At 72.4% G+C, this 8,929-nt stretch carries 5 protein-coding genes and 1 riboswitch; of the genes, 2 read left to right on the top strand and 3 right to left on the bottom strand.

Going from position 1 to position 8,929, the window contains the following annotated elements; genetic code table 11:
- Window positions 1-570 precede the first annotated feature (570 nt).
- Both MXD58_RS13475 and MXD58_RS13470 read left to right on the top strand, forming a co-directional pair.
- Window positions 571-2,244 carry a peptide deformylase gene (locus MXD58_RS13475; RefSeq protein WP_248838139.1) on the top strand — a complete coding sequence of 558 codons (1,674 nt, stop codon included), beginning with the start codon at window positions 571-573 and terminating at the stop codon, window positions 2,242-2,244.
- 473 nt (window positions 2,245-2,717) lie between these two features.
- Window positions 2,718-2,867, top strand: a riboswitch (cyclic di-AMP (ydaO/yuaA leader).
- A gap of 2 nt (window positions 2,868-2,869) precedes the next feature.
- Window positions 2,870-3,250, top strand: coding sequence for a transglycosylase family protein (locus MXD58_RS13470; protein WP_248838140.1), 381 nt, complete (start codon window positions 2,870-2,872; stop codon window positions 3,248-3,250).
- A 210-nt stretch (window positions 3,251-3,460) separates the two neighbouring features.
- Here MXD58_RS13470 and MXD58_RS13465 read toward each other — a convergent pair whose 3' ends face one another.
- The 3 genes from MXD58_RS13465 to rlmB form a co-directional block, all read right to left on the bottom strand.
- Window positions 3,461-5,641, bottom strand: coding sequence for an acyl-CoA dehydrogenase family protein (locus tag MXD58_RS13465; protein WP_248838141.1), 2,181 nt, complete (start codon window positions 5,639-5,641; stop codon window positions 3,461-3,463).
- Window positions 5,642-5,788: 147 nt separating this feature from the next.
- Complete coding sequence (locus tag MXD58_RS13460) at window positions 5,789-7,876, bottom strand: hypothetical protein (protein WP_248838142.1); 2,088 nt, start codon at window positions 7,874-7,876, stop codon at window positions 5,789-5,791.
- A 256-nt stretch (window positions 7,877-8,132) separates the two neighbouring features.
- Window positions 8,133-8,929, bottom strand: a 797-nt coding sequence (gene rlmB / locus MXD58_RS13455) for a 23S rRNA (guanosine(2251)-2'-O)-methyltransferase RlmB (protein WP_250609366.1), incomplete at its 5' end; no start/stop codon positions are given.

Genomic DNA, 8,929 nt, shown 5'->3' with positions numbered 1-8,929 from the left:
CGACCGGGCCGGCGACGACCGGCCGTGGCGGCCGGGTGCGCCGACCCCGCCCGGCGGAGGTCGCGGCTCGACGCGGGGCGGGGCCGGCCTGCCATCAGAGTCGCCTGAACGGGATGGCAGGGAAACGTCAGTCAGGAATGCCCTTCTCGTATGGCCCGGTCGGACCCGGATGGACTTCGGCGGTCAGAGCGTCTCCGTCGTGCCCACGCCGCCCGATCGGAGCAGTGCGGGCGCGTCGTACCCCCCGAACGGAGGGTGGTCACTGACCTCATTGGGTCTGACCCGACCTCCGCCTAGCAGATCAGCCGTCCCATCGGGAGCAAATCGGCCGACCTCGAATGTCAGATCTCGGACAACCGGCGGACGACGGCGGCGTAGGCCAACCCAATGCTCCTCTGGCATAGCGTCGCTATCCTGACGTGTCGGCTGCGGCCTGACGCAACGGCCATGCCGGTACATAGCCGACACCACCCGAGTCCGCCCCGGCGGTATCTCCGCTGGCGGACCCGGGAACTACGGGGTGAATGAGGGCGACCGACCCGGTTCGCGCGCCCGAGGAAAGGCCGGTCGATGTCCTACGAGTCCGGCCCCTACCGGGTGTCCGCCGACCTGCTGGCCCGCCCCGAGTTCCGCGCGGCCTGCGCGGACCGCGACTTCCGCGCCGCCTTCCGGCTGATGAAGAAGTACGACGGGGCGAGCCAGAACCGGATCGCCTCGGCCGTCGAAGGCCTAAGCCAGAGCCGGGTGAGCCGGATCATGCAGGGCGACGACCGGATCGCGCGGCTCGCGCTCATCGAGCGACTCGCTGATGCCCTGCGGATTCCCGGCGCCTATTTCCAGCTGGCTGCCCGCCCCTGGGAGTCCGGACACGTGTCGCGCGACGCCGGCGGTCCGGTCGAGACCACCAGCGGTGCCACCACGGCGACGACCGAGTCCGCCGGTGCCGCGCGCGGCACCGGACCAGGACCAGGCGCTGGACCAGGACCAGGCGCTGGACCAGGACCAGGCGCCGGGCCGGGCGCCGGCGGCGGCCTGGTGGTCGCGGAGGACCGTGCCGAACTGCGCTACGACGACGGCATGTACGTCGCCCACCAGCGTCGCCTGATCGTCAACACCGGCGTCGAACCCGTCACCCGGTATCTGATGCGGATCTCCGTCGACCGCTTCCCGGGGGACCAGGAGCGCGCCGCGCGGCTGTACCGCAGCAACCCGCTGCGCTGGGAGGAGCTTCAGCTCACCGCGCGCTGCGGCGACGAGCGGATGTCATGGGAGATCAAGACCGACTGGGATGCGATGAAGGAGGTCTGGCTGCTGTTCGAGAACAAGCGCGGCCGGTTTCCGCTGTACCCGGGCGAGTCGACCTTCATCGAGTACAGCTACCGCGTGAGCGAGGAGAAGTGGGGGCCGTGGTTCCAGCGTGCCGTCAGAGTGCCGACCACCTTTCTCTCCGTCGTGCTGGACTTCCCCGCCCAGGCCGATCCGGTGGTGTGGGGGATGGAGACGTCGATGACCGCCGATGCCTTCCCGTTTCGCACGGCCATCGCCCGCACCGACGCCGACGGCCGGCGCGTGTTCACCTGGTCCACCAACAACCCGCCGTTGCACGCCCGGTACCGCCTGGAGTGGAACTTCCGGGCCGAGCGGCCCGGCCGGGGGGTCGCCGCCGCTGACTCCGAGGTGGCGCCGAGCCCTCGGCCCAGCGACCTGATGTCGACCGCGGGCATCATCCAGGCGGGCGAGCCCATGCTGTCCGCCCCGGCCCGCTTCTTCGACCTGCCGGCCGAGGCCGAGGACGCCCGCCGGGTGGTCGCCGAGCTGTCCTCGGCGATGGAACGCGTCTCCGCCCTGCACACCTTCGGCAAGGGCATGGGCATCGCCGCCCCACAGATCGGGATCAGCCGGGCGGCGGCCGTCGTGCGCTCCGCTGACGGCGACATGCTCACGCTGCTCAACCCGAGGGTCATCGAGTCGTCCCCGGAGTCCGACGAGCAGTACGAGGGCTGTCTGAGCTTCTTCGACGTGCGCGGGGTCGTCCCCCGGCCGCTGGAGCTGCACGTGGAGCACACCGACATCACCGGCCGCCAACGCATCACGGTCTACCGGGAGGGCCTGGCCCGTCTGGTGGCGCACGAGATCGACCACCTCTTCGGCCAGCTGTACACCGACCGGATGCGGCCGGGCGCGACACCGATCCCGGTGGAGCAGTACCGCGGCACCGGCTCGGCCTGGACCTACAACCCCTGAACCTGGGCCTGAGCCCGCCGGCCACGCTCCGAGCCGGCACGCCGTGCCGGAAAAAACCGACAGATCCGTTTACGGCGGTTGTCTCGCCTATGCCGTACAGTGGCGAAAAGCGCCCGGGAGGGCTTTTTCTCCAACCCGGGTCCGGATACTTTCCAGCCGGCCGTCGCAGCCCGCGAGGACAGCGAAAGAATGATTATCACCACCGCCGGAAGAAGAGTGACCACGGACCGTACATATTTATCGGCAACGTGGCCGGGTGGCCGCCTAACTGGTATTTCAAAATGCCGGGAGAGCAGTTAGCATCGAGCGCGCGCAGGCGCGCGAAACTGCCGAAAAAAGATCGAAACAAGAATCTAGAACGTACTGTGCCCATCTTCACGCCCCCTTGCCAGACCGGGGTCACGATGAGCTAAGTTCGTTGCCATGCCGTCAACTGATGGCAGACGTCGGGTGGCACGCCGAATCCTGCCCCCACCCGATAGAGACCAAACCAGCGGCAGGACCCGGGGGAACCAATTTCGGGCGCCGAACCAAGGCGCCCTAGGGGTGAAGCCGCCTAGTGCGGCCGGGCATTCCCAGCCCGAATCCGACAGCTCACCTCGGAGGCGTGGGGAAGGGCAACTCAATGTCCAACGCTCGTACGCTCGGTCGGGGCCTCAACCGGATCAAGCTCGGCACTCGTGCCGCCGTTCTCGCCACTACTCTCGCCGCCTCCGTAGGCGGTGGGCTCGCGCTGTCCGGTCCGGCCAGCGCGGCGCCGAACGCCGACCACTTCCTGCGCGCCGTGATTCCCTGCGAGTCCGGCGGCAACCCGCGCGCCGTCAACTCCATCGGCGCCGGCGGACTGTTCCAGTTCCTGCCCTCCACCTGGCACGGTCTGGGTGGCCGGGGTCTGCCGCAGAACGCCAGCGTCGCGCAGCAGTGGCAGATGGCGCGCAAGCTCTACGCCCAGGCGGGCACCAGCCCGTGGTACGCGTCGAAGCCCTGCTGGGGTCACCGGATCTGAGGCCCCGAAACTCCGCGCCGACATCCGCACTCGGCCGGTTCTGATCCGCACATGATCGATCGGATCGTGCTCGACAGATCGTGAGCCGACCGGCGCGAGGCGACGCGACCCAGCGCGCGGCTCAGGAAGCCCCGCCCTCCCTCCCGGGGGCGGGGCTTCCGCCATTTCCACTTCCCGCTCAGGCCCGTGCCATGACCGGCCGAACACGGCCTAGGAGAGCAGGGGATCCCGGGGCAGGCCGAGGATTCGTTCGGCGATCTGGTTCCGCGAGATCTCCGACGTGCCACCGGCGATGGTCAGGGCCCGGGTGCTCAGCAGCGATCGGCCGGCGGGGCCGCCGAAACCCTCGTCGAACACGACGTCCGGACCGGCGAACTCGCAGATCAGCGCCGCGGTGCGCTGCCCGTGTTCGGCGCTGGCGAGCTTGGTGACATTGCCCTCGGGGCCCGGGCCGCTGCCGTCGAGGGCACGGGCGACGCGGCGCAGGTTGAGCAGCCGCAGCGCGCTCTCCTGCGCGAGATGCGTGCCGAGCGTCGACTCCACGCCGGGAATCCGGTCGCCGTACTGCCGCAGCAGTGCCAGGAGCTGGTCTCCGGCACCGCCACCGAGATCGCGGCCGAGGCTCACCCGTTCGTTGCCGAGCACGGTACGGGCGACCGCCCAGCCGCGTCCCGGATCCCCGACCACGTCCGCGTCGGGGACGAAGACGTCCGTGAAGAACACCTCGTTGAAGTGGTAGTCGCCGGTGATGGTGCGCAGCGGCCGCACCTCCACGCCATCGGCCCGCAGGTCGAGCACCATCGCGGTGATGCCGGCGTGCTTGCCCACGGCCGGATCCGTGCGGACAGTCGCCAGCCCCCAGCGGCATCGATGCGCGTCGGTGGTCCAGACCTTCTGGCCGTTGACCAGCCAGCCGCCGTCGACCCGTTCCGCCCGGGTCCGCACCGCCGCGGCGTCCGACCCGGCGTCGGGCTCGCTGAAGAGCTGGCACCACAGCTCGGTGCCCAGTAGCGCCGGCCGGACCCAGCGGCCCGCCTGCTCCGGTGTGCCGTGCTGGACGACGGTCAACGTCACCCAGCCGGTGATCAGCATGTTGGGCACCCGGACGCCGGCGGCGCGGAGCTCCTGCTCGATGACGAGCTGGAGCCCCGGGGCGGCGGCGAGACCCCAGGGCCGGGGCCAGTGCGGCTGCAGGTAGCCGGAGTCGACCAACTCACGCCGGCACTCATCCTCGGGCAGCGTGGCGAGCCGTCCGGCGAACGCCCGCACCTCGTCCCGGGCCGCTTCCGCCTCCGCCGGCAGGTCGAACGCGGCCGCCCGGCTGACACCGGCGCCGCGTAGGCGCGTCACGTCTGCGGCCGCAACGCCCGGCGCCACCACCGCCCGCAGTGTCACGGCCCGCCGGTAGTGGAGATGGGCGTCGTGCTCCCAGGTGTAGCCGATGCCGCCATGTAGGTGGATATCCAGCTCGGCGTTCGCGACGTAGGCCGGCACCGCGAGGGTCGCGGCGACGGCGGCGGCGAGTTCGAACTCGCTGGCCGGGCCGTCGGCGGCGCGGGCCGCGTCCCAGCCCGCGGCCGTGGCGAGCTCCGCCGCGACCAGCATGTTCGCGGCATGGTGCTTCACCGCCTGGAACGTCCCGATGGTCCGGCCGAACTGCTCGCGCACCTTCGCGTACGCGGTGGCGGCCTCGACGCAGCTCTGGGCGCCACCGATCGCCTCGGCGGCGACCAGGCCGCGCAGCACCGCCTCGGCGTGCGGCCGGGCGCCGGCGAACACGTCACCCGGTTCGACCCGTACCCCGGTGAGCAGCAGCCGGACGGACCGGCGGGTGGGATCGAGCGACGCGGGTGCCCGCACCGTCACGCCGGGGGCGGTCGGCGCCAGCACCACGATGTCGTCACCCACCGCGAGCAGCACCAGGGTCGCGAGATGACCGCCGAGGACGACCCCGGAGCTGCCCGACACCCGCACCTCGCCATCCGGCCCGGGTGGCCCGTCCGCGGCGAGGTCGCCGCCGAGACCGAGGGCACCGATCGTCGTGCCCGCGGCGAGACCCGGCAGCAGGGCGGCGCGCGCGGCCGGGCCGCCGCTGGCGGCGATCACCGCTGAGGCCACAACCGTCGGCAGGACCGGTCCGGGCGCGACCGCCCGGCCGAGCTCTTCGATGATGACCGCGAGCTCCGGCAGTCCCGCGCCGCCGCCGCCGAACTCCACCGGGAGATGCACCCCGAGCAGACCGAGGTCGGCGAACTGCTGCCAGTAGCCGGGCAGGACCTCCTCGCTCCCGTCCAGCAGCGTCCGGGCGGCAGCACGGACGTCGTGGGAGGCCAGCAGCGATCGCGTCGTCCGAGCCAGCTCCCGATGCTCCTCGCTGATCGCTATACCCATGTCTCCTCCATCGCCGAGCCGCGCCGAGCCGAGCCGCCGTCGGCAGCCCGCGAACCGGGCGATGTTGACACGCGGGGCTCGGGCGAGTCCATCGACCTCGACGGCCGCCGCGCCGCGATTGTCGTCGGCAACGGTCCGCTCGGCGGGCTACGCCACCGGTACGGCGGACGCCGGGTGCCGCTCGGCCGGCCAGCGCAGCTCGAGGCACAACCGGTCGTCATCCACATCGACGATCATCTCGAGGTGCTGACCGGCGGGCGCCGGCGGCTGCTGCCGCGCGGGCCAGGGACACGACAGGAAGAGGCTGGCGGACTCCTCATCGGTGGTCACCGTGAGCAGCACCCGGCGGCTCGGCATCATCAGCAGCGCGTCATGGAGATGTTCGACGAACTCGCGGCGGACCGCCGCCGGAAGCTGGTCCAGGCCGCCGTGGATCTGGCTGGACACGACCGTGCCCCGCCGCTCGGCGGCATCGATGACGTCGCCGAGCGCGCCATGCACGGCATCGTCGTCGAACAGCAGCCGGCGCACCGCGACCGCGCGGCGGCCGCAGTCCCCGCGGACCGCGTCGGCCCGCGGGTCGACCTGCCCCGCGGCCACCGCGGCCAGCAGCGGCACGACCTCCCGCTCCACCGATCGCAGCAGCCCCCGCCGGCGCTCGCGGACACGGTCGTCCAGCTCGGCGCCGCGCCGCAGCTCCCGTTCGAAATGCCCGGCCCACGCCCGTGCGTCAGCCGTGCGCCAGAGCACCGGCCCAACCAGGACCAGGATGACCTGCATGATCCACAAATGGTGCACGGCGAGCAGCAGCCGGACCGCCGCCTCGGAATCGCCCGGATAACGCGTCAGCGTCGCCCCGACCATCGCGGCCGTGACGGCGAACGCCGCGACTACCCATCGCCAGGGCGAGCGGGACACCGTGACCACCATCATCAGCGGCGCCACGGCCATCAACGGCCAGCTCCGCATCGCCCCGGACCCGGCGTTCCACGGCCCCACCAGCGCGATCAGCACGCAGGCGACGACGACCGCGGCCGTCTGCCAGGCTGACAGCGGGCCGGATCGGAACCGTCGACGCGCCAGCCAGGCGATCGCGACGGGCCCGGCGAACAGCAACGCCGTCAGCGGCAACGACCGCGCCTGTGGCACCGCCCGCGCCGCCGGCACCGCCAGCAGCACCAACCAGACCAGCGCGAAGCCGCCGGTCACGCGGCGAAGCTGCGCGGCGTAGCCGTCCCGCACCGAGGTGGCCCAGGCCGCCGCCAACGGCTGTGGCCAGGCATCACCGGCCTGGCCGGGTAGGCCGGTGGCCGGGGCTGCCACCACGCCTGTCAGGGGAATCTCTGTTCGGGCGACGACGTTCAGCTCCGCGGCGATCATCGCCCGGATCGCGTCGGGAGCGGGCTCGCAACGCTGCGCCGCACCGCCCTGGGCTTCACCTTCCCCGAGCAGCCCACGCAGCGCCGACTCCCCGTCGGCACAGCGGCGGCGGGTGAGTTCGGCGTCGGTCGCGCCGCCCCAGGCGATACCGGTCAGCGTGTTGAGCACCCCGTTGTGGATCACCAGTTCGCGTTCCCGGCGGGCGCGCAACACCGCGCGCAGGGCGAGTTCGGCCTCGCGCGACTCCGCCACCCGGACCAGCCGCCGCTCCACCCCCTCGGCGAGCGCATGCAGCCGCGGCAGCAGAAAACGGATCAGCACCGAGACCGCCAGCACGACCATCGCCGGCGTGGAACTCGGTGAGCCGGCCACCGCCGCGCCGCCCGTTGCGGCGCCCGTGGTCAGGGCCACCGCGGCCCAGAACCAGGCCGGCGGAAAGGTCCATGCGGCGACGGACATCGCGTGCGTCGCCGCGAGTGCCGTCCAGGAGGCCGGATCATTGACCAGCCCGGGCGGTAACCACCAACGGACACCGCTGGTCAGCACCACGGCCACGAGCACGTTCGCCCCCGCGAGGGGCCGGTTGATGCCTCGGCGCAGCGCGGTCACGGCGAACGCCAGGGACCAGCAGATGGCCAGCGCGGCGACCAGCAGACCGGTGGGATGCCGCGTGTACCAGCCACGCCACAGCAGCAGCGCCCCGATCGCGGGCAGTAGCGAACTCAGCCGCACCATCGCGAAGACCGAGTCCAACACCCGCCGCAACGTGGCTGTCGGCAGGACGGCCAGCCGCGGCCCCAAGTCGGCCGGGAGCATCGGCCAGTAGCCGCGCCGCGACGCCACCGGTAGCACCATGCCTCGCACGTCGTCCGCTTTCCCCCGCGACAGCCCGACGCCCAGTCAGGGCAAGGCTACCCGGACAGACGCCCGGACTCGCGCGCCCGTGCGATCACGGTTCGGCTGCGTGAGGATTCGCCGCCGCGACACGGCGATACCGGGGTATCCGGAAGGCCGCTCCGCACGGCCGGCGCGAAGCTCCGCGTCACGATCGGATGCGCGTTGATCGCCGTCAGTTGATCGCCGTCAGTTGATCGCCGTCAGTTGATCGCCGTCAGGCGACGCGACGCCGACGCGCGATCTCCGCGAGCGCGATGCCGGCGGCGACCCCGGCGTTGAGCGACTCGACCTGGCCGGCCATCGGGATCCGGACCGTCACGTCGCAGCGCTGCTCGACCAGCCTGGACAGTCCGCGACCCTCCGAGCCGATCACCAGCGCCAGCGGGTCGGTCGCCATGGCCAGGTCGTCGAGGCTCAGGTCGGCGTCCGCGGCCAGCCCGACGACGAACAACCCGCCCTCGGCGTAGGCGGTGAGGGTCCGGGCCAGGTTGGTGGCCCGTGCGATGGGCAGCCGGGCCGCGGCACCGGCCGAGGTCTTCCAGGCAGCGGCTGTCACCCCGGCCGCCCGGCGCTCGGGCACCACGACCCCGTCCGCGCCGAAGGCCGCCGCGGAGCGGACCACGGCGCCCAGGTTGCGCGGATCGGTGACACCGTCGAGCGCGACGACCAGGCCGGCGGCGCCAGCGCGGGCCCGCACAAGCAGATCATCGGGATGGGTGTAGCGAAACGCCGGGACCGACAGCGCGAGCCCCTGGTGCGGCGCCGTGCCGCACATCCGGTCGAGGTCCGGGCGGGCGCTGTCGACCACCGCGATCCCGGCCCGGCTGGCCAGCCGGCGGGCGTCGCCGAGCCGCTCGTCGAAATCCAGGCCGGCGGCGATGAACAGGGTCGACGCCGGCACCCCGGCGCGCAGCGCCTCGACGACGGCGTTGCGGCCGACCACCAGCTCGTCGCTCTCGGTCCGCCGGGACCGCGCGCCACCCGCGCCACTGCGCGCGTCCGGGCCCGCCG

Source organism: Frankia sp. AgKG'84/4 (genome assembly GCF_023242965.2).
Lineage (GTDB): Bacteria > Actinomycetota > Actinomycetes > Frankiales > Frankiaceae > Frankia.
Note: the sequence above shows the minus strand (reverse complement) of the source record. Positions and strands in the feature narration are given on the sequence as shown.